Genomic DNA, 22,776 nt, shown 5'->3' with positions numbered 1-22,776 from the left:
TTTACACCCCTTCTTTTTGCGCGTAAACAAAATTTACGGTTCGAAAATACTCCCGATCCAGTCGACAACCATTTGCGCGCCATGTTTGATGCTGTCTCCCAACGCCAGGCCAGCACGGCTCATGTAGTTGACCATTTTCTGTGGTCCTGCCGTCTGCACCTGTTTGCCCATCACCGCGATTTCCATCTGGCCTTGATCGACCTTTTTGACGTAAAAGGTTTGCGCTTTTTCTGCCGGCACTCCGCTCACCTTGGCGATTCCCCGCTCCGCCGTTTGCAGACCGATCACCACGCCGATCAGCAAGATTATCAAAAGACCTGTCAGCTTCACCGTCACGTTCATGCCCATCACCTCTTCGCAGGCTCTTCCGCTACTGTTTTGCCTACCTTTTCCGCCTGCAGGTAATAAGCGGCAAAGACATCGGCCAATGCCTCCGCCGTATTCAGACTCTCCTGCAAGGTGTTTTCCGTGCCACCTATTTCCATTAACAGGCTTCCCGGAGAGATGGACTGATTATACTCGCCGTGATCGGTTTTTGCCCCTTTTTCCATCACGCCGCGGGACAGCTCGGGATACATCTTTTCCATCAGCTCGTGCAGTTCAGTCGCAAACGCCTCGTTTTTCTCATGACTCTTGTTCCGCTTGCCGATGACGAACATGACACGTGCGTACGTTTTTCCTTTGATTGTGACGGTCGTGCGCTCTCGCGGAGCTGTATCGCGGTGCAGGTCGAAGAAGTAATACAGCTCCCGATTTTTTTCGATCGCGGCTTTCACGACTTGCAGCGATTGGGCGTAGGACAGCGCGTAATCCATTTTTTTGTTCAGCAGTTGCTGGTAAATGTCGTCCTTGCTCACTTCCGCGCCGATTCCCCGCTCGTTCAGCGCCTCGCTCAGACGTTTGCTGACAAGGGAGATGTTACGCGTCGGATGATCGACGGACGTACCGACCGGCTTTGTTTCGCTATACCACGATTCACGGTTGTGCGAATTGTAGACGAAAACCACTTTTTTGCCGGTTGTCGCGGCCGGCTTTGCTACAGGAGCGGGCTTTTCTTCTGCAGGCTTTGCCGCCGCCTGCTCGTTCGGCTCCACGACAGGCACGAGCTGGGACGTATCCGCGAGCTGCTTTGGATGGGCAGGATACTCGATGTAAAAGTCGGCGAGCGTAGCTCCTTTTCCCTGGACGACAAACCGCGCATCTTCCGTCGTCACCATCCCCGGCAACTCTCTGCCCAGCAGGCTGCGCAAATCCCCCGGCTGTATATTGGTCGCCAGTTGAAACAGAAAGCCCGTGACGCTGTTGGACCTCGTATCGGCCGAAGCCTGCACCGTAGCGGAGAGGGCCGGGATCTCCTGCCCCATCCAGCCTAATATCGCCAGACTGGATATATGCGAAGCCGCCTGCTGGATGGCAGAGGAGGTGATCGCGACACGATTTCCTCCCAGCGACAACACACCCGTCACGACGAACAAAAAGGCGGTTATGAATGAAAGAACTGCGAATTGGCGTTGGATCAGGGTTGCCATCTGTCTCACTCCTCTGGCTGGTGCATGGACTCTCTCTCACGCTTGTCTATGCTTTAGCCTATGATCCTCATAGAGACGATAGAACCCTTTTCTAGCTGTTCTCTCACAATCTAGCGCTTTTTGCGTCTCACTCAGGCTAGTGTGTGTAGGCGGCGCTATTGTCTTCGTTCACAGCCTGATGCAGGGCACGGTTCAGCCCGGTTGCAATCACGTTGGCCACGCCTTCGATGAAGTCGTCTACCTCTTTGGGCGTGACGACCAAATCTTGTCCAAGCGGCCGGAGTACCTCGTGGATCAACTGCCGCTTTTCCTCTTCCGGCAGTGAGCCGACCAGGCCCATAAACGTTTTGCGCGATTCCATGTCAGGCAAATCGTCCTCGGTATACGGCTCGCTGCGCTCCGGCACCGTGCTCAACGCCAGCCTGTTGAAGGCCCGCTTGCTTTCGACCATCGACTGACCAAAATGCCCGAGCAAATACGTAATTGCGTCATTGACGATGGTGGAGGCAAAAACGACGGTCGGCACGCCGACGGCGATCACCGGAATCCCGAGCGTCGTCTGGTCGATCGCCTTGCGCTTGTTCCCTACCCCGGAGCCGGGATGAATGCCTGTGTCGGATATTTGGATCGTCGTGTTGACACGGTGCAGCGCGCGGGAGGCAAGAGCATCAATGCAGATGACGAAGTCCGGCTTGCTTTTTTCCACGACGCCGAAAACAATTTCGCTCGTCTCAATCCCGGTAATGCCCAACACACCCGGCGAGATGGCGCTGACCTCGCGATAGCCTTCGCCCACTGTTTCCGGTGCCAGCTTGTACAAGTGGCGCGTAATCAGCAGGTTTTCCACCACCATCGGCCCGAGCGCATCCGGGGTCACATTCCAGTTGCCAAGCCCCACAATCAGTGCCTTTTGGTCTTTCGTGATTCCCATTTGCTCCAGGAAAGCGGAAAATTCCGCAGCAAACCGTTTTGCGACTTGTTCTTCTATCGATGTATCGTTATCGCGTAGTTTGGGTACTTCAATCGTCAGGTAGCGCCCTGGCAGCTTGCCGATTTGCTTGCCTGCCTCCTCGGTCTCTACATGCAATCTCGTCACCTTGATGTTCGGCTCCCGGTCGTCCGTTTGCAGCCACACGCCTGCAATATTGCTTTCGTTTTGCTGCCTGGCCAGCTCATGCGCTTCGACAGCCAGATCGGTGCGAATCGAGTAGCCTGACAAATCAATGTTGTGCGCCATGTTTCATCGACTCCCTTCTCGATGAGAAAACCGGTCGTGACCGTTTTCTGCCTGCTACTAGGTTGCTTGAATCCTTTATTTTTATTCCGAATCCTTTCTTGCAAAAGGCCTTTGCCCATGCTAGAATTACTTTGTTGTATGACTGTATGTCTATGGTCGTCTAAGGAGGTGACACACATGCCAAACATTAAATCCGCGATTAAACGCACCAAAACAATCGAAAAGCGTCGCGCACACCGTGCTTCTCAAAAGTCTGATCTGCGTACTTCCATCAAAAACTTTGAGAAAGCTGTCGCCGCTTCTGATGTAGCATTGGCGAAATCCACTCTTCTGGTGGCTGTGAAAAAGCTGGACAAGGCCGCTTCGAAAGGTCTCATTCATAAAAACGCAGCAAACCGTCAAAAGTCTCGTTTGATGAAAAAGCTCAACGTTCTGAGCGCTCCTGTAGCGTAAGAGACCAAGCGAAAAAAACCCCGCGAACATTACGTTCAAGGGGTTTTTTATTGGCGTCCGGCGCTATCCTGTCGTCTTTTGCCGCTCGGCATGGGCCCGTGCTACAAACAGCTCCAGCGCAAGACGCTTGTCCACCTGACCGGACTTCATGCGAAAATCTTCTTCTGCCAGTATCCGCAGCAACCTTTTCAGCGAATCCTCGGAAAAATGACGTGCCTGCTCCATCGCTTTTTTCACGGCGTACGGATGCATTTTTATCATGCCTGCTATCTGCTGCTGTGAATACCCGCGCGGTGCCAGCTGCTTGACGTGCAGCAGCATGCGGAACTGTCTGGCCAACAGCGCAATCAGCTTGATCGGCTCCTCGCCTGTCTTCATGCAGTCGTACATCATCCTAAGCGCCCTGTCCAGCTTCCCTGACGCCACCTGCTCGATCAGCCCGAAAACATCCTGCTCCAGCGTCCGCGCGCCGAGCGTCTCGATCACTTCATCCGTGATGCTGGCTCCCGCTCCGACGTACAGAGCGAGCTTTTCCACTTCCTTGTCCAGAAGCCGCAGTTCGTGGCCGACGCGCTCTACCACCTTCATCGCCTGCGGTCGCCCGATTTGCGCCTGGTATTTTTCTGCCCGCCGCTCAACCCAGCCGTACAGATCCGCATCCTTTAGCAGTGGAAACGGAATCACCTTCGCTTTTTGCTGCAGCGTTTTGACGAGCTTTTTGCGTTCGTCGAGCTTTTCAGCTTCAGTATGTAAAATGAGCGACGTGTACGGCGGCGGGTTTTGCAAATACGCGAGCAGCGCATCCGGATCGCTCTCCACTTTTGTCTGCGGCTTGCTCCCCGTCAAAAAATACGCCTGTCTGGCAATCACCAGGCGATGCTCTCCCAGAAACGGCAATGTTTCCGCGTCTTGCAATATGTCCGAAAGCCCTGTCTCCGTACAATCGTAGACACTCATGTTGAGGTCGCGAAACTGCGGGTCAATCATTTCGTTTTTGGCCAGTGTCAAAAATTCTTCGGCTAAAAACGATTCCGGCCCGAAAAGCACGTAGAGCGGCGCAAAGTGCTTTTGCCGGATCTCCCTAATGGCCGACAGGAGTGGCATGCGTTTTTCTCTCCCTTTCCTTGCAGCTTGTCTGCGTCATTATAGCACTAGAAAACTTCGCTTCGCCAATCTTTTTGCTTGGGTCAGCGCCACAAAGCAAAAAAACCGCTACCTGTTCAAGCGGTAGCGGTTTTCCATCCGTTGGCACCTTTATGTAAACGTTTGGGGAAAAGCCCCGGGATTCCTCCTCCCCAAACGGTAAGCAGGGGGTGCTTGATAATGTACTTTACGCAAGACTCCCCTTCGCGGTGCCAGTCCACACTCGAAAAACACGTTTGCCATGGAACAGGAAAAAGGCTGACCTAATCGTCATCATTCTCTTTTTTGTCGTCCCGTTCCTTTTTGTTATCTTTTTTGTTGTCTTTTTTGCTGTCTTTCTCCTCGTCCTCATCCCTGTCTTCTTTATCACGCGCATCTTTGCTGTCTTTATCGTCCGATTTCTCTTCCAGTCCGATCGGAAAGGACGGTGGCTTATCCTCTGTCACGACAGGCTTTGGAGGAACTGCGGGCTTCGAAGCTGGCGGAGTGGTGTTTTGGACAGGCGGCTTGTCCGGTTGCTTTTGCTCAGTTTTCGCAGGCGGCTTGGTCGTTTTTTTCTTAGGCTGCGTTTCCACGGACTTCTTCTCCACTTCCTTTTTATTCGATGGAGATGGATTAGTGCTTGGAGTAGGAGCTTCAGGTCCGTACACCACGTTCTTTTCCTCCACGACGGGGGGCGGAGCAATGTCCGCACCTTGGCTGAGCGGATCTGGCTCCAGAGGCTGATGCTTTCCGGTGCCGCCTGTGAACAGCATGCCGATCAGCAAGCTGGCTGCAACTGCCGTGCTGCCAATTCCGGCGAGCCACACTTTCATTCGCTTCCATTTTTTCGATTCCGACAGCGAAGACGACTTGCGCTTAACTTCCAGAGCAGGCAAGGATTCCTCAACAGTTGCAGACGATTTTGAAGCTGTCGGCTTTGCTGCTGCAGATTCCAGCTGCGGCAAAATCGAATCTACAATGCTGATTGAGGGTACGACAGGGGGCAACTGCTCCAATTTTTGCGAAACAGTTTTCAAACGGTTGTACATAAGTTGCAGTTCAGCATCTTTTTGCATGAGGGTGTACAGCACTTGTCGCTCTTGCTCGGACAAGTCCCCATCCAGATCTCTCTGCATGTATTCCCAAATCTCTTCGTTCGTCATCAACCGATTCCCCCTTTCTGGTAGTCGTACAACAGTTCTTGCAACTGTTGCCTAGCCCGAAACAAATACGACTTGACCGTGTTAAGCGGCAAATCCAACGCTTCCGCTATTTCCTGGTAGGACAAGTCCTCCAGATAGCGGAGTACAACAACCATCCGGTACTGCTTGGGCAGCTTTCCGATGGCTTCCTGGATGTCATTTGACAGCCCGGTGAGAAGGATCTCATCTTCTACGTTGTTTCGATCAGGTATTATCAGCTCATGCTCGTCAATTGAGACCGTTTCCTTCTTCGCGCGAAATTTGTCCATGCAGACATTGCTGACAATTCGTTGCACCCAGGTGGAAAACTTTGCCTTTTCCTGATAGGTGTCTAACCTTCGATAAATGCGAATGAGCACTTCCTGAGCAGCATCGAGTGCGTCCTGTTCATTTCCCAAAATATAATAAGCGCTTCGGTAAACGGAGGTCTCAATGGATCGAAGCAGTTCGACAAGCGCATCATGATCCCCGGATTGCGCCAGCCTGATCAGTTCTGCTTCCTGCATAATCTCCTCTCCCCCCTACAGACGGGTCGCTCATGAAAAAGGTTGCAACCATGTTATGTATCCAATTTTTGGGTTCTCCAGGACAGTCCGGCAGGTGAAATTATCAGCGTAATCGCACCGTGCCGATCTGTCCGGTAAATAGCGGTACCGTGTTCCCCCAAACGCTGCAGCACCATGGCGGAAGGATGTCCATACCGATTGTTCTCTCCTGCCGAGATGACGGCTGCCTTTGGGGTAATGGCCGCAAGCAGTTCCTTGGTGCTGGAAGTATTGCTGCCGTGGTGAGCGACCTTTAACACATCCACGGGCGACAGACCGTTTTGAACGAGCGCTGCTTCTCCGCCCTGTTCGATATCCCCCGTGAACAAAACCGTTTTGTTGTATGCGGTAAGCTGAAGAACGACGGATGCATCGTTGCCGTGAAGGGTCGTTTCTCCAGGATGTAGCCATTTCCACTCAATTCCAGGCCCATCCGACCACACCTGGCCAGGTGCGCCAGTCGTAATCGGAACGCCTTTTTTCAAAAAAAGCTCACGAATCTTCGCTTCCTTCTCTTCAGGCACTTTTCCGTTCACCAGTACCTCACCGAAAAAAAGACGAGGAACCAGCGCTTCCATGCCGCCGATGTGGTCCAAGTCGCCATGGGTCATGATGACGCGGTCAATTTTTTCGATTCCGCGCGCCATAAGAAACGGGAGAACGACGTCCTTGCCTACTTCAAAAGGATCGCGCTTCTCCATCCACGGTTCCGCTGCAGGTTGGCGCATTGTCCCACCTGCATCCATTAAGTATACCTTCTGATTGCCAATTTCGACAACGATGGAATCCCCTTGTCCGACATCGAGAAACGTAATCCGCACTTCCTCGCTGCCGGCAAACGGCTGCCGCGCTGCTGCCAAAAGCCCGAGAAATAAGGCAAAACAGAGCGCCACGTCCCGTTTGCGGTGATAGCCCCGGTTCCATAAAATGGGCAATATCCCGAGAAAACAGGCATACAGAATCACCCACCACCACTCCGGATGCGGCCAGTAGGTAAATGGAATCACCTTTTGCTCCAGCGCGTAGAGCGGCTCGTGTATCCAGCCGAGCAGCCAGGTCGTGAACCAGACCGGAACAGCGGCAAGCGCTGGATGGATGAGCGCAAGCACGAGCGCGATGTAACCGAGCGGCAGGGCGAGCAGGGAAAGCACCGGCGTAGCCAGGAGGTTGACCAGCCAGGACAGCGGCGAAAACTGGTGAAAGTGATAAACAAGAAACGGAAAAGAAACGAGCTGGGCGGAAAAGGTAACGGCAACAAGCGTCCTGATCCAGACAGGCACCCGGACAAGTACGTGCTGGCTGTACGGGACAAACACAATCAGCCCCAGCGTGACCGCAAAAGAAAGCTGAAACCCGACGTGCCACAACTGGTACGGGTTTACGGCAAGCATAACGAGCAAGGCGCCTGCCCAAACCTCTTTTCCATCCAGCTTTTTACCTGCGACCTGGCAAACAAGGCCGACGCCCCCCATCAAGCCGGAGCGCACAGCCGATGCGCTCGCTCCGACCAACAGAATATAGCCGACAAGCAGAGCGACTGTCGCCAAAAGGCCCCACCTGCGGCTTACTCCCAGCCTGTCCAGACACCACATGAACATCGAACTGACCAGCGTCACATGCAGGCCGGAAATCGCGAGAATGTGGCTTAGCCCCAAATTGGCATACATCGCCTCCAACTCAGGCGTTACGTCCTGACCGAGTCCGAGCAGCAATGACTTCATATACCCTGCCGTTTCCTGATCGGCAAACAGGCTGTCGATCCGCTCAGCTCCTGCCTTTTGCCACTCCTGAAAGCTGCCGCGGATGCTCGCTGCCGCCTCTACCCGCACCTCACGAAAAGCGGTCTCCCCCACGACGTGCACCCCTTGCCAGTGCAGGTAGCGTGCATAGTCAAAGGCATGCGGGTTGCGCGCCCCTTGCGGCAGTCCGAGCCGGGCAAGCGCTTCAAGCTCGCTGCCTGTGCACCACCTCTCCACGGCTGCCGCTTCCTCTGCTGCACTCAATTTGACGCGCAGAACGATCGTTTCGTTTAGCCCAAGCTGCTGCCAACTCCCATCCTCTTCCCTCCATTCGCGCACAACCGCAAAAAAACGGGCAACATCACCGTCCCGTTTGACAAACGAAGCAATTTCCCCCCGCACCCAAACGGATCGCTCCTGCACCGCCAACGGTTTCAACTCCGACTGCTGGAGAATCTCGTACCCATAAAAATGGAGACCTGCTAGAATAGAGAGACAGGAGCAAAAGGCAAGGCGGCCTCGATGGGCGCGTGGAATAAACGCAGCCGCTGCCGCCCACGCCCCGGCAGCTCCCGCAAGCCAGGCGGGATGTGTATAGGCTGACAGGAGCAAGCCGCTCATCACGGCCAGGCTCGCATACCAAAGTGACATCGTCTCTCCCTCCGTCCATTTGTCGAACTGATCTTTCCCTGCGGGGAGTATATCCTTTGGCATGCGGACAAAAATAGTAGAGACGAAAGCCGTTTTTCCCTGTCTGCGCAGCCGTTTTGCGTACAGGTCAGGGCATCCAGAAGTGATTGCGCCAGCTTGCGATACGTGATAGAGTTAGCAGGAGCAATCCAGTGAGAGGAAGAGTCATTTCATATGTGTGGAATCGTAACACTCTACAACAAGCGGCAAATGCCGGTTAAGCAAGAAACGATCAGCGCGATGACTGGTGTCATCCTGCACCGCGGTCCAGATGACGATGGTTTTCATCTCGAAGACAACATCGCCCTGGGCTTTCGTCGTTTAAGCATCATTGACGTGGAAGGCGGGCACCAACCGCTGTTTAACGAAACGCGTGACATCTGGATTATTGGCAACGGAGAAGTGTACAACTACAAGGAATTGCAACAGTGGTTAAAAGACATCGGCCACGTATTCCATACCGATTCTGATATTGAAACCATCCTTCACCTCTACGAAGAAGTCGGAACGGACGCACCCAAGCACTTGCGCGGGATGTTCGGCTTTACCATTTACGACTCGCGCAAAAAACGGCTGTTTGGCGCGCGCGACCATTTCGGAATCAAACCGCTTTACTATGTGGAAACGAATGATTCCATCGGCGTCGCAAGCGAAATCAAAAGCCTCCTGGAGCTGCCCGGCTTCAAGCGCGAGGTGAACCACACGGGTTTCTATCACTATTTGACGTTCCAATACGTTCCTGATCCCGAGACGATGTATAAAGGCATATACCGCATCCCGCCAGCGCATTCGTTCATCATCGAAAACGATCAGATCAAGCTGGAACGTTACTGGGATGTGGAGTTCAAGCCAGATGAAAGCAAGCCGTTTTCCTACTTCGTGGAAGGGACCCGCAGCGTGATGCTCGAATCCGTCGACAAGCACCGCATCAGCGAGGTTCCGCGCGGCGCTTTCCTGTCCAGCGGCGTTGACTCCAGCAGCATCGTCGCCATGCTGCGCACCTTCGAGCCTGTGAAAACTTTTTCCGTCGGGTCAGACATCCCTGGCTACAGCGAATTGGACTTCGCGAAACGGACGGCTGCCTTTTTGGGCACAGAGCACTTCGAGCGGGTCGTCAACGCCCAGCAGTACATGGATGAACTGCCCCGCCTCATCTGGCACCAGGACGAACCGGTAGCGGACCCTTCCGCTATCCTGCTCTACTTCGTCGCGCAAATGGCAAGCGAACACGTCACTGTCGTCTTGTCCGGCGAGGGCGCCGATGAGTTTTTTGGCGGATACAACATCTACCGGGAGCCTAGCTCGCTCAGAATGTTTTCCGGCATGCCTGCCTGGATGCGCCAGTCGATCGGCTACATGGCCCAGCGCCTGCCCGATCAGGTAAAGGGGAAAAACTTCCTGATCCGCGGCTCGAAAACAGTGGAACAGCGCTTTTTCGGCAACGCCCTGATCTTTAGCGAAGAGATGAAAAGACGCGTCGTGATGGACGACATCGCCCGTTCCGAATCGTACGTCTCGCCGTTTACGATCACAGAAGAGATTTACAAGCGCGCTTCCGAGTACGATGACGTGACCAAGATGCAGTATTTGGACATTCACACCTGGCTGCGCGGAAACATTTTGATGAAAGCCGACAAAATGACGATGGCAAACTCGCTGGAGCTGCGCGTTCCGTTCATCGACCTGAAAGTGTTCGAGTTCGCCGCGACCATTCCGACGAAGTACAAAATCGCCAACGGCACGACCAAGCACGTGCTGCGCGAAGCGATGAAAGACTTCCTGCCCCCGGAAATCAAGTCGAAGAAAAAGCTTGGCTTCCCGGTTCCGACCCGTCATTGGCTGAAAAACGAATTTTACAAATGGGCAAAAGAAATCATTTTTGAATCGAAGGTCGACGATCTGATTAATAAGGCCTACGTGCTCTACATGCTTGACGAGCACCGCGAAGGAAATGCCGACTATAGTCGCAAAATCTGGACGATCCTCATCTTCATGTTGTGGCACCAAATTTTTATCGAGCAAAAATATACGTTCGATCCGTACGTCAGCCCGAATGTAGACATTCGCCGCAAGAAAAATTCGCTGCAGCATATCGGCTAAAAGCCGGTAGCGTGCCTACGCAAAAATATTTGCAGACCCTCTTTTACTTTTCGTAGATTGTGACTAGAGAATGCTATTACTCTATTTCACAAGCAGACGCGAGGTAAGGGAGGGTCTTTTGCTATGCTGTTGGATTGGTGGGAACGGTATCGACGCCCGGTTCTGCTCGTGGCAGCGATCTTGTTTGTGGCTGTCAGCTTTTGGCTCTACCAGGCGGAGCCGCAGACGGAAATCGTGGGCGTGCCACTCGCTTCTTCTGTTTACGCGGAGGAAGGGAGAAATACAGAGAACCCGGGAGAGGACACGGCCACGTCGCAAAATCAGAAGGCAGCCAATGCCCAGCCTGCCGAAGTTCGTGAGAAAACACAGACGCAAGCCGCCCACGAAACAGCCCCTCCCCCTCTCTACGTCGATATAAAAGGCAAGGTGAGGAAACCGGGACTATACCGCTTTGCGCCGGGCATGCGCGTAGCGGACGCCATTGAAAAGGCTGGCGGCGCCTTGCCAGAAGCAGACCTCGATCAGGTCAATCTGGCCGAGCCTTTGGTGGATGGGACTGCGCTCCTGGTTCCGGCAAAAGGCAGCACGGCTGGCGGGTCTGACACGGCCGTTGGCGCCCCTCCCCTCTCAACTGTGCCCGCGAGCGGGATCCGTGCTGCGGGGGCTGGTGGTGCTGTCCCAAAAGCCAGGCCACTCAATCTCAACGCAGCGACCATCGAGGAGTTGATGGGCTTGCCGGGAATCGGAGAAGCGCGGGCAAAAGCGATTTTGGAATACCGCTCCCAGGTCGGCCGCTTCCGCTCTGCCGACGAGCTGAAAAAGGTTCCGGGGATCGGGGCGAAGATGTTCGAGCGGATCAAAGACCAGCTCGTTGCACAATAAAGCAACGTGCGGTCATGTTTGCCCATGTTTTCACATAGAATGGGGAGAGAATATCGAGGGAGGTATGCCCATGGATAAGATCGGGTTTATTGGCACGGGCAGCATGGGCAGTATCTTGGTTGAATCATTGCTGTCCGCCAAAGCGCTGTCTCCCAGCCAGATCATTATCAGCAACCGCACGATGGAAAAAGCCGAACAGCTCGCGAAGCGGCTTGGCGGGCTGGCGGTCGCTCATAGCAATGTGGATTTGGCCCGAGAAGCCAACATCATTCTGCTGTGTGTCAAGCCGCTGGAGTACAGTGTGTTGCTGGAGCAGCTCGCTCCTGTCCTGACGTCCAAACAGCTTCTCATCACCATCACCAGCCCGATCAAGCTGGAGTATCTGGAGTCAAAAGTGCCCTGCGCGATCGCCCGGGTCGTCCCCAGCATTACCAACGCAGCGCAAAGCGGCGTCAGCCTCTGCGAATTCGGCGAGAGGGTCGATGAGGAACAGCGCGATTTTATCCGCAATCTGTTTGCCCACATCAGCACGCCTGTCGAGATTACCGAGCCTTTCTTGCGCATCACTTCCGATATTGCCAGCTGCGGCCCTGCTTTTTTGAGCTATATTTTGCAGCAAATGATTCAGGATGCCGCGGAAGAGACGGGCATCTCCACAGAAGCGGCTACGTACTTGACCGCGCAGATGCTGATCGGCGTAGCGGATCTGTTGCGCCAGGAAAAATTCACGCTCCCCTCCCTGCAGCAGCGTGTCTGCGTCCCCGGAGGAATTACCGGCGAAGGACTGATTCCTTTGCAAGACAAGGTACCCGGCATTTTTAGGGAAGTTTTCCGGCGCACGCGCGCGAAGTTTGCCGAGGATCAGGAGTTGCTTGACCGTTATTTGAACGAACAGCCGCTGTAGCAGCGGGGCCACCAAAACGCAAACATAGCAAAAAGGAGCGGAAACCTGTTCCCTACGAACAGGCTCCACTCCTTTTTGCTTTCCCCTCACCTACGCTCGCCTTCAGCCGATAACGACGTGTTGGTGGGGATCAATTGGCGACCCCGTGTCTCTGACCCGACTATCGAACCACAATGTTAACCAGTTTGCCAGGAACGGCGATGATTTTGACGATTGACTTGCCTTCGATCAGTTCTTTGATCTGCTCGTTGGCAAGAGCCAGCTCCTCCATTTGTTCCTTGGTCGCGTCGGAGGCGATCAGTGCCTTTTCCTTGTTTTTGCCGTTGATCTGGATGACGATTTCCACTTCGTCGTCGACCAGCTTCGATTCATCGTAAGTTGGCCATGGCTCGTACGCGATTGTTTCCTTGTGGCCGAGCTTTTCCCACAGCTCTTCACCCAAGTGCGGAGCGATCGGGGAGAGCATTTTCACGAAGTCTTCCATGTATTTTTTCGGCAGGACGTCAGCTTTGTACGCTTCGTTGACGAATACCATCAGTTGGGAGATACCTGTGTTGAAACGCAGGCCCTCGTAGTCTTCCGTCACTTTTTTCACGGTTTGATGGTAGACGCGCTCCATGCTGTTCGGTTTTGTCGTATCGACGATTTTCGGGTTCAGCTCGCCATTGTCCTGCACGAACAGGCGGTATACGCGGTCCAGGAAGCGGCGCGCGCCATCGAGACCTTTTGTCGACCAGGCGATGGATGCGTCCAGCGGCCCCATGAACATTTCGTACAGGCGAAGTGTGTCTGCACCATGGCTGTCGATAATATCGTCCGGATTGACGACGTTGCCTTTGGATTTGCTCATTTTTTCGTTGTTTTCACCAAGGATCATGCCTTGGTTAAACAGCTTCTGGAACGGTTCCTTCGTTGGCACGACGCCGATGTCGTACAGGAATTTGTGCCAGAAGCGGGCGTAGAGCAAGTGCAATACGGCGTGCTCCGCACCGCCGATGTAGATGTCGACTGGCAGCCATTCTTTCAGCTTTTCCGGATCGGCCAACGCTTTGTCGTTGTGCGGATCGATAAAGCGCAGGAAGTACCAGCAGCTGCCCGCCCATTGCGGCATGGTGTTGGTTTCACGACGCGCTTTCATGCCTGTTTCCGGATCGACGGTGTTCAGCCAGTCGGTGATGTTGGCCAGTGGCGATTCGCCTGTGCCGGACGGCTTGATTTCTTTTGTTTTTGGCAGCATGATCGGCAATTCGGACTCCGGTACGGTTTTCATCGTGCCGTCTTCCAGATGCAGGATCGGAATTGGCTCGCCCCAGTAGCGTTGACGGCTGAACAGCCAGTCGCGCAGACGGTAGGTCACTTTGCGCTGTCCTTTTCCTTCTGCTTCCAGCCATTCGATCATTTTGTTGATCGCCTGTTCCTTGTTCAGGCCGTCGAGCATACCGGAGTTGATGTGCTCTCCGTCGCCTGTGTACGCTTCCTTGGAGATGTCTCCACCTGCAATGACCGCTTTGATTGGCAGGTCAAACGTTTTGGCGAACTCGTAGTCGCGCTCATCGTGCGCCGGTACCGCCATGATCGAGCCTGTTCCGTAGCTAATCAGCACGTAATCGGCGATCCAGATCGGCAGACGCTCGCCGTTTACCGGGTTGATCGCATAGGCACCTGTGAATACCCCTGTCTTTTCCTTCGCCAGGTCGGTACGCTCCAGATCGCTTTTGCGCTTGGTCTGCTCCAGGTACGCTTCCACTGCTGCTTTCTGTTCAGGCGTCGTAATTTTTTGCACCAGCTTGTGCTCGGGCGCGAGTACCGTGTAGGTTGCCCCGTAGAGCGTATCCGGGCGGGTCGTGAAGACAGTGAAGGTTTCGTCGTGTCCATCAATGGCAAACGTAACTTCTGCCCCTTCGGAACGGCCGATCCAGTTGCGCTGCATTTCCTTGATGCTCTCCGGCCAGTCCAGCTCTTCCAGGTCTTCGAGCAGTCTTTCCGCATACGCGGTAATTTTCAATACCCATTGTTTCATCGGACGGCGTTCGACCGGGTGGCCGCCGCGCTCGCTTTTGCCGTCAATGACTTCTTCGTTGGCCAGTACGGTTCCCAGCGCCGGGCACCAGTTCACGGCTACTTCGTCAACGTAGGCCAGACCGTGCTCATACAGCTTCGTAAAAATCCACTGGGTCCATTTGTAGTAGTTTGGATCGGTCGTGTTGATTTCTCTGTCCCAGTCGTAGGAGAAGCCGAGCGACTTGATTTGGCGGCGGAACGTGTTGATGTTTTTCTCCGTAAACTCCGCAGGGTCATTCCCCGTATCGAGCGCGTACTGTTCGGCTGGCAAGCCAAACGCATCCCAGCCCATTGGATGGAGCACGTTGTACCCTTGCATCCGCTTCATGCGGGACAAAATATCCGTAGCCGTATAGCCTTCCGGGTGTCCGACGTGCAGCCCGGCACCGGAAGGATACGGGAACATATCGAGTGCGTAAAACTTTTTCTTGTTCGGGTCCTCAGAAGTTTTGAATGTCTTGTTTTGCTCCCAGTATTGTTGCCACTTTTTTTCAATTTCACGATGACTGAAAACCATGTAGAGCACTCCCATCTTGAAATAGGTAAAAATGAAAACCTGGCTTTGCCAAGCTGTTGCCGTATGTTGCGTTCGCGAACTACTTTTCGAGCGCATCCGAAACTTGGCTGCGCAAACCGATTGACGCAGCCTTTGTGGCCCTTATACCAGATCCGATTCCGTCAATTTTGGTCCAGTACAAAGAAAAACCCCACGTCCCCAGCCGTTCTACGAAAGGGACGAGAGGTTTGTTGATCTTCCCGCGGTACCACCCAGATTGGCGAATGCAAAAGCATTCACCCACTTGAAATCCGTAACGGGGATGAGCCGCCTGCCCTTACACAGCCATGTGCACATGGCCTTCGGGGCAAGTGCTGGGAGGCGAGTTCAGATCGTCCCGGGTTGACTTGCACCTGCCGTCAACTCTCTGCATGCGCGGGGCATATTCCTACTATTCCTCTTAAGCGCGTCGAAATTTGCAGTTATAACGCCATTATAGTCAATATAAACCAACCGTGTCAAACCCTACGGCTTGCGAGCAGCAAAAAACAGGCGTTCGCTCGTTTCCTTCGGCGGCAAATCCGAATAGTCTGCCGAAATTGCGATGTCCGTGAATCCCGCGTCTTTCAGCCAACGCATCAGTTGAACCGGCTGGTAGGCTCTCTGCCAATGCTCCTCTTCCAGCCGCTCGTACAAGCCGTTTGGCTGGCGGACGAAAAAGGTGAGCTGGTGCTCGACTTCCAGGCGCAGCGGATCGCAAAAACATTGCCAAATGTACGAAACCTCATCGTCTACGTAGGTGAATGTCTCGTCGCCGAAAATATGCAGCATTTTGTACGGGCTGTGCACGTCAAACAAAAAGCTTCCCCCGGGGGCAAGGTGAGCGAAGACGCGCCGAAATGTCTCCTGCACGTCCGCTTCTTCCGTCAGGTAGCTGAGGGAGTCGCACAAGGAAATGACCGCGTCCGCCTCCGACAAGGAAAGCTCGCGCATATCCTGCTCGACCCATGCCACCTCTACCTGCTCCTGCCGCATTTTGTCGTAGGCAATCGCCAGCATCTCGGCTGACAGATCGACGCCTGTGACGCGATAGCCCCGTTTGGCCAGCGGAATCGCAATCGTTCCTGTCCCGCAGCCAAGATCAATGACTCGCTTGGGCACCTTTCCCTTTTGCCAGGTGCGCTCAACCCAGTCCAGCCATTGATCGTAGGGGGTGTCTGCCATGAGCCTGTCGTAGACTGCGGCCATGTGCGTGTACGCCATGTGTCTTACCCTTGCGCAGCGAAGGATACTTCTTCGGCATCCTTCCACAGGCGCTCCAGGTTGTAAAACTCGCGATCTTCGCGGTGGAAGACGTGCATCACGATGTCGCCCAGGTCGATGAGCACCCAGCGTCCTTCATCCGCGCCTTCGATGCCGCGGACATCAAAGCCGTTTTTATGGGCTTGATCGCGAATTTCGCGCACGATCGCCTGTACTTGCCGCTCGTTGTTTCCGTGGCAAATCATGAAGTAGTCCGCAATCACGGAAAGCTTGCTGATGTCCAGCACCTTCAGATTTTCGGCCTTTTTCTCTTCCGCTGCCTTCACTACCAGGCGAGCCAACTCTTCTACTGTTTTAACCATCAAAACCCTCCTTCTTTCCCTTTGCGGGATACCAGATCGTTATAGGCGATAAGCGTCAACGGGTACACCGTCTTCTGCTTTTCTATCAAAAACTGGATCGTGCCGCCCAAAGCAAGGGCCAGGGCTGCATCGAGGTCTTTATCGGCCAGCGCGCGAATTTTCTCCACGCCGGGAAAACTGCGGTTCGGTTCAATATAGTCTGCCACACAAACGACTTTTTCTAACAGGGACATCCCTGCGCGCCCTGTCGTATGGTAGCGAACGGCTTGCAAAATGTCCGGGTCCGTCACGCCCAGGTCGTACTGAATGACGATTGCCCCGGCAAAGGCGTGCCACAGCTCTTTTTCCCCTTCCAAAAGCTCTGTCGGCATATCGTGGCGAACGAGAATTTCGAACATTTTCTCCACGGGCCAGCATTTGCAGTAATCGTGCAAAAGTCCGGCTAGCTCGGCTTTTGCCGGGTCAGCGCCGTAACGCTCGGCAAGCTCGCGGGCAGACCGGGCGACCCCCAGCGTGTGCTGGTAGCGCTTCTCGTGCATTTGCGCCCGGATGCGCGCAAGCAGTTCCTCCCGATTAGACAAAAGTATCATAGATTCGGTTCTCCTTTATATAACGCTCGACAGCATCTGGTACCAGATAGCGGATGCTTTTGCCCGCCGCCGCCTTTTCACGGATTAGCGTGGATGAGATGTCCCAGACCGGCATCTCCACGAAGGTGACGTACTCGCACGCCTCCCGCTCCAGCTCCGTACCCGGTCTTGCCAGACCTATAAAGCGTACCATACGGATCAGCTGCGAAAACTGGTACCATTTGGGCAAGATTTTGACCATATCTCCCCCAATGATAAAAGAAAACTGAAAATCAGGAAACTGCTCTGTGAGCTGAACCATCGTATCGTACGTGTATGAGCGGCCTTTTCTGGTCAGCTCGATCTCCGTTACGCGAAACGACTCGTGATCGGCGATGGCGAGCTGAACCATTTTCAGGCGGTGGTGCGCCTCTGTCAGCCCTTCCCGGCTCTTGTGCGGCGGAATGTACGTCGGCATAAACCAGACCTCGTCAAGTCCGGCCTGCTCTCTGGCCTGTTCCGCCGCGAGCAAATGGCCACAATGGATAGGGTCAAACGTGCCGCCCATGATTCCGACTTTTTTGCGTGCGTCCTTCATGGCGTTCGATCACTTACGGCAGCTGGATCGTCTTGTGCTCCCGGGACTCTTTGTACAAGACGACCGTATGGCCAATCAGCTGCACCAGCTCGGCCCCCGCACCTGCTGCCAGTTCTTCTGCTACTTCATGCTTGTCGTCGGTGTTGTTTTGCAAAATCGAGACTTTAATCAGCTCGCGCACTTCCAGCGCTTCCTTGATCTGGTTAATCATATTTTCGTTAACGCCGCCTTTTCCTACCTGGAAAATCGGCGTGAGATGATGGGCTTCTGCGCGCAAAAAGCGCTTTTGCTTGCCGGTCAACATCGGCATGCCTCCTTTTCATTCCTCAATCATGATCGATCAGACTGTTTTTGTCAGTTGCTGCAAGACGACCTCGCGCATGACTTCCGTCGGCGCAGCGATTCCCGTCCACAGCTCAAAAGCTAGAGCGCCCTGGTTTACAAACATGCCGACGCCGGAGTGAACAGTCGCTCCGATTGCCTTCGCTTCCCGGAGCAGTCTCGTCTCCAGCGGGTTGTAAATCAGGTCGCTGACAACCAGTCCGGAGTGTAGCCAGTCGGCTGGCACCGGGGTGTCCTGCACGTTTGGCAGCATCCCGATGGAAGTCGTATTAATCAAAAGCGAAGAGTCTGCAATTGCGTCTTTTTCTTCGCCCTGCTCGACGATTCGCGTCGGAACGATTGTGCCTACATGCTCGGCGAGCACGGCGGCCCTTTCCCGCGAACGATTGATGATGCGGATTTCCTTCACGCCTTTTTCGGCGAGTGTAAACGCAACGGCACGGGCAGCACCGCCCGCGCCCATCATGGTGACAGTTTGCTTGTCCAGCACGATTCCCGTCTCTTCCACAAGGGAGCGGACGTAGCCCATGCCATCTGTATTGTAACCGATCAGCCTGCCATCTTTGCTCACCACGGTATTGACGGCGCCGATTCGCTTCGCCAGCGGATCAATCTCATCAAGCATCGGCATGATTGCGACCTTGTGCGGGATCGTCACGTTAATCCCGCGAAGCCCCAATGCGCGAATCCCCGCTACCGCGTCCTCCAGCGCTTCCGGTTCGACGTCGAAAGCCGAGTAGGCAAAATCGAGCCCGGTCTCGGCAAAAGCGGCATTGTGCATCATCGGAGACTGAGAATGGGATACCGGATGTCCAAACAGGCCGACCAACTGTGTTTTGCTTGTAATCATGGAGCTTTTCCTCCCCCGTAGGTTCTCTCTACAGCATATGGCGCAAAACAAAGGACGCCATCATGCACGTCGCCCGCAAAAGGCTAGATCAGTCCTCTGCGCATGCCTACGCTTACCCCTTTTGGCGCGTGAACGACGACGTTCGCTTCGTACTTGCCTTGAAGTGTCACCCAGCCCAAGCCTGAAATGACAATATCCGTAGAGAATTGCGACTGCTTGACCTTGAACGAATGCTTCACAAACGGCGGCAATGCTTTTGCCGCTTCCTCCCCGGTAGGTGGCACGAGCAGTGTGCCGTGATGCTTTTGCTGCACCTCGTCCGCCTTTTCCAGCTTCGTGCGATGGATGTACAGGTCGTTGTCGACGTAGATGACGAACGGCTGCTTCGGCCCGCGCACAAAATCGATGCGGGCAAGTCCGCCCAAAAACAGCGATTGTCCGTCCTCAAGCTGATACACCTTGGAGTTGATCCGGCTCTTCGGAGTAATTTTCCGCAGATCGGCCGGAGAGATCATATGCCCGATCTGATCGCGGTTAATAATGCCAGGCGTATCATAAATGGAGCGTCCGTCTTCCAGCGGAATTTCAATTTTGTCGAGTGTCGTGCCAGGGAACGGCGAGGTCGTAATCATCAGCTCTGCCGCTCCGTAGTCGTGCAGGATGCGGTTAATCATCGTCGATTTGCCGACGTTGGTCACGCCGACAATGTACACATCGCGTCCTTTGCGCAGTTCTCCGATCCGTTTGAGCAGTTCATCGATATGCTGCCCTTTTTGCGCGCTGATGAGCACGATGTCTTGCGGACGCAGACCGCGCTCCTTCGCTTCGTGCTGCATCCAGTTGCGTACACGGTTCAGGTTGATGTTTCGCGGCAAAAGGTCCACCTTGTTGCCGACGAGCAAGATCGGGTTGTTGCCGACAAAACGCGGCAAGCCTCTGAGCCAGGAGCCCTGGAAGTCGAAAATATCGACGACCATGACGACCAGGGACTCTGTCGAGCCGATGCCGTCCAAAATTTTCAGGAAGTCGTCGTCGCCCATTGCCACGGGTGCGACTTCATTGTAATGCTTGATGCGATAGCAGCGCTGGCAGATCACCACTTTGCGGCCCAGCGCCGATTCAGGCGCATAACCGGGCTTTTTCGCATCCTCGGTTTGAATCGCGATGCCACAGCCGGCACAAGTGCCGATTGTTTGTTCCGTCATGCTTTTCTCTTCCACGAAACCATTCCTTTCCTTTCCATCCAGCTCAAAGCGACGCGCTCCATCTGACGGTTAAAGCGCGTCCAGAAACCGTCCGTCTGGGCCACCGGTACGACCAAAATCGTGTGAAACCCCAGCCGATTTCCTCCCAGCACATCGGTAAACAATTGATCGCCGATGACGACTGTTTCCTCAATCGTCACGTTCATTTGCCGAACCGCTTGCAAAAAAGCGCGGTTTGCAGGCTTTCTCGCCGCACAAATAAAGCCGAGATCAAGCGGCGCGCAGAAGCGCTGGACGCGCTCCCTGTTGTTGTTGGATACGACCGTGACCTTCATCCCTGCGTCGTGCAGGCGAGCCAGCCAGCTGATTACTTCCGGAGTAGCCTCTGGCCTGTCCCATTCCACGAGCGTATTGTCCAAATCGGTAATCACGGCGCGAATTTTATTTCGTTTCAATTGATCTATATCAATATGATGGATCGACTCTACGAACTGACTGGGCATCAGCTTGCTTAAAAACACGGGGCACCTCCAAATGATGTGCAGCCATCAACCGCGATTTCGGCACTTACTATACCATAATCGACCACTCCGTTGCAAAAGAAAAACAGAAGCTGCCGCTTGCCTTGGACATCGGCTTTATGCCATAATGGTAACACCAAGAAAACTACTTTTGTTTATTTAGTTTTTTTAGTGGTCAGGCAAGGGGGCAATTGTGATGAAAGACCGGATTATAAGAGGGTTTATCGAGGAGATCAGAGACAAAGGCATGAAGTTTTCCATGGACGACCTGGCTCGCCGACTCGGCATCAGCAAGCGGACACTGTATGAACACTTTTCCTCGAAGGTGGAGATTCTCGAAACCATCATCTCCCAAACGTTTGCCGAGGCCGACGAAAAAACAAAGCAAATTGTCGAAGACGACAGTCTTTCCCTCCTCGAAAAAATCAAGGGCGTCATGATGATTTTGCCAACACACTACGAATTTTACGACCTGCGCATTCTCGAACAGATGAAGCGCTACTACCCGGAGCAGTGGGCACTCGTCAACTCCGCGCTCTCGGATGACTGGCTGACGCTACGGGGACTGATCGAGCAAGGCATCAAGGAAGGGCTGATCGTCAACATGAATGTCACTTTGATGATGAAGCTGATTGTAGACGCGGTCAACTCGACACTCGACCAGCGCTTCTACATGCAAAACCAGATTACGGTATCGGAAGCTTTGGCGGCAATTGTAGACGTGCTTCTGTACGGTCTTGTACCAGTGGATAAAAGGTGACACCTTTTATTCCCTTTTTTTGCAAAAACCAATAAAACAAAAATAGTTTTTTAAGTTGAAAATGGAATGAGGTGTAGAAGATGTCCTTTTTCACGCAAATGACAAAGCCGCAACGGATCGGCTTGCTTTTTGTGATCCTGATCTTGTTTATCGACATGCTGCTTTACAGCCTGTTGATCCCGATTGTTCCTTATTTTTCCGAGACGCTGCAGCCTTCCTCGACGATGATGGGCGTTCTGTTCAGCAGCTATGCGGTTGCGATGCTGCTCGCCACGCCGATTTTCGGGCCGATCTCTGACCGCTTGGGCAGACGGACGGTACTGCTCGTCGGCTTGGTCGGACTTGCGGCTTCGACCCTGCTGTTCGCTTTTTCCGAAACGATGGCCTTGTTGATTACAGCCCGCTTCGTGCAAGGGATTGCCGCGGCTGCAACCTGGCCGACAGCTCTCGCTCTGCTGGCCGACCTGTTCCCGCCGAAAATGCGCGGAGCAGTCATGGGCACCGCGCTGACCGCTATCTCTACAGGCACCTTGCTCGGCGCGCCAATTGGCGGCTGGCTGTTTGAAATCAGCGATCACCGGACACCATTTCTTGCCGCTACTGCCTTTACGGTCCTCAACATCGTCCTGGTGTATTTGTTCCTCAAGGAAGAGGGAGCGCGCACAGCGAGCGAAAAGCTGTTAGTCGGTAATTTTTTGCGCAACCCGCAAGTCGTGTTCATCGCCGGAATTGTTCTGCTCGCGGAAGTGTCGCTCTGCCTGCTGGAGCCGACACTGCCAGTCTTCCTGACGCAAAAGCTCAGCATTACGCCGACCGTGATCGGACTATTGTTCGGGGCGATGACGCTCGCGTACGGCTTGATAGCCCCCGTGGCAGGCTCGCTGTCTGGCCGGTTTCACCCGTACAAACTGATGTTTGGCGGGATCTTCTCACTCGCTGTCTTCATGCCTTTCCTGGTCTGGGCCGACTCGCTGTGGCAAGCCGGAATCGCGATGGCACTCGTCGGTGCAAGCATCGGCTTCACACTGTCCCCTACCCTCCCGACACTCGGGGGAATCATCGACCAGGGAGGAAGCGGTGCTTATGGAACAGCTTACTCTCTGTTCAACATGTTCCACGGAATTGGCATGGTCGCAGGGCCGCTGGCTGGCGGAATTTTGACGGATCTCTTGCCTGTGTCCTCGGCCATCCTTGTTGTCTCGGCAGCCGTGCTCGGCTTCGGCACCCTGCTGTTCATCCAGTTGAAAGCGAGCAAGACCGCGCAATATTCCACACAAAAAAGCAAGATGCACACTTTTTGAGCCTAACCAACACCCCCCGCCTGCCACAGCTTCGTGTGACAG

General features: G+C 54.1%; 22 protein-coding genes and 1 other annotated feature. Of the genes, 6 read left to right on the top strand and 16 right to left on the bottom strand.

All coding sequences use genetic code 11. The annotated features are described in order from the left end of the window. Window positions 1-33: 33 nt before the first annotated feature. The 3 genes from AAFJ72_RS08150 to gpr all read right to left on the bottom strand — a co-directional run bounded on the left by AAFJ72_RS08150 (window position 34) and on the right by gpr (window position 2,766). Window positions 34-342, bottom strand: a complete 309-nt coding sequence (locus AAFJ72_RS08150; RefSeq protein WP_432776712.1) for a DUF3679 domain-containing protein — start codon at window positions 340-342, stop codon at window positions 34-36. Between the two features lie 5 nt (window positions 343-347). Then, window positions 348-1,529: a stage II sporulation protein P gene (spoIIP, locus tag AAFJ72_RS08145; RefSeq protein WP_432776711.1), complete on the bottom strand. Its 1,182-nt coding sequence runs from the start codon at window positions 1,527-1,529 to the stop codon at window positions 348-350. A gap of 136 nt (window positions 1,530-1,665) precedes the next feature. After that, window positions 1,666-2,766, bottom strand: coding sequence for a GPR endopeptidase (gpr, locus tag AAFJ72_RS08140; protein WP_432776710.1), 1,101 nt, complete (start codon window positions 2,764-2,766; stop codon window positions 1,666-1,668). Window positions 2,767-2,943: 177 nt separating this feature from the next. Here gpr and rpsT point away from each other — a divergent pair, with 177 nt between their 5' ends. Beyond that, window positions 2,944-3,219, top strand: a complete 276-nt coding sequence (rpsT, locus tag AAFJ72_RS08135; RefSeq protein ID WP_012685714.1) for a 30S ribosomal protein S20 — start codon at window positions 2,944-2,946, stop codon at window positions 3,217-3,219. Between the two features lie 63 nt (window positions 3,220-3,282). Here rpsT and holA read toward each other — a convergent pair whose 3' ends face one another. The 4 genes from holA to AAFJ72_RS08115 form a co-directional block, all read right to left on the bottom strand. After that, the gene (holA, locus tag AAFJ72_RS08130) at window positions 3,283-4,323 is read right to left on the bottom strand and encodes a DNA polymerase III subunit delta (protein WP_432776709.1); all 1,041 of its coding nucleotides are present in this window, start codon (window positions 4,321-4,323) and stop codon (window positions 3,283-3,285) included. Window positions 4,324-4,625: 302 nt separating this feature from the next. Then, on the bottom strand, window positions 4,626-5,507 hold the full coding sequence (locus tag AAFJ72_RS08125; protein WP_432776708.1) for a hypothetical protein: 882 nt from the start codon (window positions 5,505-5,507) through the stop codon (window positions 4,626-4,628). Beyond that, window positions 5,507-6,052 (bottom strand): RNA polymerase sigma factor, encoded by a 546-nt coding sequence (locus tag AAFJ72_RS08120; RefSeq protein WP_122904633.1) that lies wholly within the window; start codon window positions 6,050-6,052, stop codon window positions 5,507-5,509. The genes AAFJ72_RS08125 and AAFJ72_RS08120 overlap by 1 nt, the downstream gene beginning before the upstream one ends. Before the next feature lie 53 nt (window positions 6,053-6,105). Beyond that, entirely contained in the window at window positions 6,106-8,481 is a 2,376-nt protein-coding gene (locus tag AAFJ72_RS08115) for a DNA internalization-related competence protein ComEC/Rec2 (protein ID WP_432776707.1), read from the bottom strand. 213 nt (window positions 8,482-8,694) lie between these two features. Here AAFJ72_RS08115 and asnB point away from each other — a divergent pair, with 213 nt between their 5' ends. From asnB to comER, 3 genes are all read left to right on the top strand, one after another. Then, window positions 8,695-10,620 carry an asparagine synthase (glutamine-hydrolyzing) gene (gene asnB, locus AAFJ72_RS08110; protein WP_432776706.1) on the top strand — a complete coding sequence of 642 codons (1,926 nt, stop codon included), beginning with the start codon at window positions 8,695-8,697 and terminating at the stop codon, window positions 10,618-10,620. A 123-nt stretch (window positions 10,621-10,743) separates the two neighbouring features. Then, on the top strand, window positions 10,744-11,502 hold the full coding sequence (locus AAFJ72_RS08105) for a helix-hairpin-helix domain-containing protein (protein ID WP_432776705.1): 759 nt from the start codon (window positions 10,744-10,746) through the stop codon (window positions 11,500-11,502). 70 nt (window positions 11,503-11,572) lie between these two features. Then, the gene (gene comER, locus AAFJ72_RS08100; protein WP_122904637.1) at window positions 11,573-12,406 is read left to right on the top strand and encodes a late competence protein ComER; all 834 of its coding nucleotides are present in this window, start codon (window positions 11,573-11,575) and stop codon (window positions 12,404-12,406) included. Between the two features lie 160 nt (window positions 12,407-12,566). On the opposite strand, the gene leuS is transcribed toward comER, so the two are convergent. The 9 genes from leuS to AAFJ72_RS08055 all read right to left on the bottom strand — a co-directional run bounded on the left by leuS (window position 12,567) and on the right by AAFJ72_RS08055 (window position 20,673). Beyond that, window positions 12,567-14,984, bottom strand: a complete 2,418-nt coding sequence (gene leuS, locus AAFJ72_RS08095) for a leucine--tRNA ligase (RefSeq protein ID WP_122904638.1) — start codon at window positions 14,982-14,984, stop codon at window positions 12,567-12,569. A gap of 211 nt (window positions 14,985-15,195) precedes the next feature. Then, window positions 15,196-15,437 (bottom strand) — a binding site (T-box leader). 51 nt (window positions 15,438-15,488) lie between these two features. Next, a complete protein-coding gene (locus tag AAFJ72_RS08090) occupies window positions 15,489-16,226 on the bottom strand; it encodes a class I SAM-dependent DNA methyltransferase (RefSeq protein ID WP_432776704.1) in 738 nt (245 codons plus the stop codon). A gap of 5 nt (window positions 16,227-16,231) precedes the next feature. After that, the gene (gene rsfS / locus AAFJ72_RS08085) at window positions 16,232-16,588 is read right to left on the bottom strand and encodes a ribosome silencing factor (protein ID WP_432776703.1); all 357 of its coding nucleotides are present in this window, start codon (window positions 16,586-16,588) and stop codon (window positions 16,232-16,234) included. Continuing rightward, complete coding sequence (gene yqeK / locus AAFJ72_RS08080; RefSeq protein ID WP_432776702.1) at window positions 16,588-17,178, bottom strand: bis(5'-nucleosyl)-tetraphosphatase (symmetrical) YqeK; 591 nt, start codon at window positions 17,176-17,178, stop codon at window positions 16,588-16,590. Before yqeK ends, rsfS begins: the two co-directional genes overlap by 1 nt. Next, entirely contained in the window at window positions 17,162-17,755 is a 594-nt protein-coding gene (locus AAFJ72_RS08075) for a nicotinate-nucleotide adenylyltransferase (RefSeq protein ID WP_432776701.1), read from the bottom strand. The genes yqeK and AAFJ72_RS08075 overlap by 17 nt, the downstream gene beginning before the upstream one ends. Window positions 17,756-17,768: 13 nt before the next feature. Next, window positions 17,769-18,059, bottom strand: a complete 291-nt coding sequence (yhbY, locus tag AAFJ72_RS08070; protein WP_432776700.1) for a ribosome assembly RNA-binding protein YhbY — start codon at window positions 18,057-18,059, stop codon at window positions 17,769-17,771. Between the two features lie 36 nt (window positions 18,060-18,095). Then, window positions 18,096-18,947: a shikimate dehydrogenase gene (locus tag AAFJ72_RS08065; protein WP_432776699.1), complete on the bottom strand. Its 852-nt coding sequence runs from the start codon at window positions 18,945-18,947 to the stop codon at window positions 18,096-18,098. An 83-nt stretch (window positions 18,948-19,030) separates the two neighbouring features. Continuing rightward, entirely contained in the window at window positions 19,031-20,152 is a 1,122-nt protein-coding gene (gene yqeH / locus AAFJ72_RS08060) for a ribosome biogenesis GTPase YqeH (RefSeq protein WP_432776698.1), read from the bottom strand. After that, window positions 20,149-20,673 carry a YqeG family HAD IIIA-type phosphatase gene (locus tag AAFJ72_RS08055; RefSeq protein WP_122904646.1) on the bottom strand — a complete coding sequence of 175 codons (525 nt, stop codon included), beginning with the start codon at window positions 20,671-20,673 and terminating at the stop codon, window positions 20,149-20,151. The genes yqeH and AAFJ72_RS08055 overlap by 4 nt, the downstream gene beginning before the upstream one ends. 196 nt (window positions 20,674-20,869) lie before the next feature. Here AAFJ72_RS08055 and AAFJ72_RS08050 point away from each other — a divergent pair, with 196 nt between their 5' ends. Both AAFJ72_RS08050 and AAFJ72_RS08045 read left to right on the top strand, forming a co-directional pair. Continuing rightward, a complete protein-coding gene (locus AAFJ72_RS08050) occupies window positions 20,870-21,433 on the top strand; it encodes a TetR/AcrR family transcriptional regulator (RefSeq protein ID WP_432776697.1) in 564 nt (187 codons plus the stop codon). A gap of 80 nt (window positions 21,434-21,513) precedes the next feature. Beyond that, a complete protein-coding gene (locus AAFJ72_RS08045; protein ID WP_432776696.1) occupies window positions 21,514-22,734 on the top strand; it encodes an MFS transporter in 1,221 nt (406 codons plus the stop codon). The last annotated feature ends 42 nt before the right edge of the window (window positions 22,735-22,776 follow it).

Origin of the sequence: Brevibacillus gelatini (assembly GCF_050920745.1) — a bacterium.
In the GTDB taxonomy this organism is placed as follows: domain Bacteria; phylum Bacillota; class Bacilli; order Brevibacillales; family Brevibacillaceae; genus Brevibacillus; species Brevibacillus gelatini.
This window is presented reverse-complemented; position numbering and strand designations above follow the sequence as displayed.

Bases quoted from the DNA above. Each gene is read 5' to 3' on its own strand.
- yqeK (WP_432776702.1), bottom strand. From the start codon at position 17,178: ATGATACTTTTGTCTAATCGGGAGGAACTGCTTGCGCGCATCCGGGCG.
- holA (WP_432776709.1), bottom strand. From the start codon at position 4,323: ATGCCACTCCTGTCGGCCATTAGGGAGATCCGGCAAAAGCACTTTGCG.
- comER (WP_122904637.1), top strand. From the start codon at position 11,573: ATGGATAAGATCGGGTTTATTGGCACGGGCAGCATGGGCAGTATCTTG.
- gpr (WP_432776710.1), bottom strand. From the start codon at position 2,766: ATGGCGCACAACATTGATTTGTCAGGCTACTCGATTCGCACCGATCTG.
- AAFJ72_RS08050 (WP_432776697.1), top strand. From the start codon at position 20,870: ATGAAAGACCGGATTATAAGAGGGTTTATCGAGGAGATCAGAGACAAA.
- asnB (WP_432776706.1), top strand. From the start codon at position 8,695: ATGTGTGGAATCGTAACACTCTACAACAAGCGGCAAATGCCGGTTAAG.
- AAFJ72_RS08125 (WP_432776708.1), bottom strand. From the start codon at position 5,507: ATGACGAACGAAGAGATTTGGGAATACATGCAGAGAGATCTGGATGGG.
- AAFJ72_RS08150 (WP_432776712.1), bottom strand. From the start codon at position 342: ATGAACGTGACGGTGAAGCTGACAGGTCTTTTGATAATCTTGCTGATC.
- AAFJ72_RS08090 (WP_432776704.1), bottom strand. From the start codon at position 16,226: ATGGCGTACACGCACATGGCCGCAGTCTACGACAGGCTCATGGCAGAC.
- AAFJ72_RS08120 (WP_122904633.1), bottom strand. From the start codon at position 6,052: ATGCAGGAAGCAGAACTGATCAGGCTGGCGCAATCCGGGGATCATGAT.
- AAFJ72_RS08075 (WP_432776701.1), bottom strand. From the start codon at position 17,755: ATGAAGGACGCACGCAAAAAAGTCGGAATCATGGGCGGCACGTTTGAC.
- rpsT (WP_012685714.1), top strand. From the start codon at position 2,944: ATGCCAAACATTAAATCCGCGATTAAACGCACCAAAACAATCGAAAAG.
- AAFJ72_RS08115 (WP_432776707.1), bottom strand. From the start codon at position 8,481: ATGTCACTTTGGTATGCGAGCCTGGCCGTGATGAGCGGCTTGCTCCTG.
- yhbY (WP_432776700.1), bottom strand. From the start codon at position 18,059: ATGTTGACCGGCAAGCAAAAGCGCTTTTTGCGCGCAGAAGCCCATCAT.
- AAFJ72_RS08065 (WP_432776699.1), bottom strand. From the start codon at position 18,947: ATGATTACAAGCAAAACACAGTTGGTCGGCCTGTTTGGACATCCGGTA.
- yqeH (WP_432776698.1), bottom strand. From the start codon at position 20,152: ATGACGGAACAAACAATCGGCACTTGTGCCGGCTGTGGCATCGCGATT.
- rsfS (WP_432776703.1), bottom strand. From the start codon at position 16,588: ATGGTTAAAACAGTAGAAGAGTTGGCTCGCCTGGTAGTGAAGGCAGCG.
- leuS (WP_122904638.1), bottom strand. From the start codon at position 14,984: ATGGTTTTCAGTCATCGTGAAATTGAAAAAAAGTGGCAACAATACTGG.
- AAFJ72_RS08105 (WP_432776705.1), top strand. From the start codon at position 10,744: ATGCTGTTGGATTGGTGGGAACGGTATCGACGCCCGGTTCTGCTCGTG.
- spoIIP (WP_432776711.1), bottom strand. From the start codon at position 1,529: ATGGCAACCCTGATCCAACGCCAATTCGCAGTTCTTTCATTCATAACC.
- AAFJ72_RS08045 (WP_432776696.1), top strand. From the start codon at position 21,514: ATGTCCTTTTTCACGCAAATGACAAAGCCGCAACGGATCGGCTTGCTT.